The organism is Streptococcus humanilactis, from assembly GCF_019448275.1.
Taxonomy (GTDB): domain Bacteria; phylum Bacillota; class Bacilli; order Lactobacillales; family Streptococcaceae; genus Streptococcus; species Streptococcus humanilactis.
On the sequence record NZ_JAHXBZ010000061.1, the window covers coordinates 1 to 210 of the forward strand.

General features: G+C 41.4%; 1 protein-coding gene. It reads left to right on the top strand.

Annotation, left to right across the window (positions count from 1 at the left end):
• A partial coding sequence (locus tag KV696_RS09865) for a MiiA motif-containing surface protein (protein WP_219967541.1) occupies positions 1-210 on the top strand: 210 nt, incomplete at both ends.

Genomic DNA, 210 nt, shown 5'->3' on the forward strand with positions numbered 1-210 from the left:
GCAACTAAACCAAATGCAGGTAACGACATCGTTAAACCAGCAGATAAGACAGTAGTAGCAAATCCAGAAAAACTTACAGACGCTGAGAAGAAAGCGATCGAAGATAAAGTTAAGGCTGTAAATCCAGATGCAACAGTAGTTGTAGATGATAAAGGAAATGCGACAGTCACAACTCCAGAAGGTAAGACAGCTGTAATTCCAGCAGCAGAC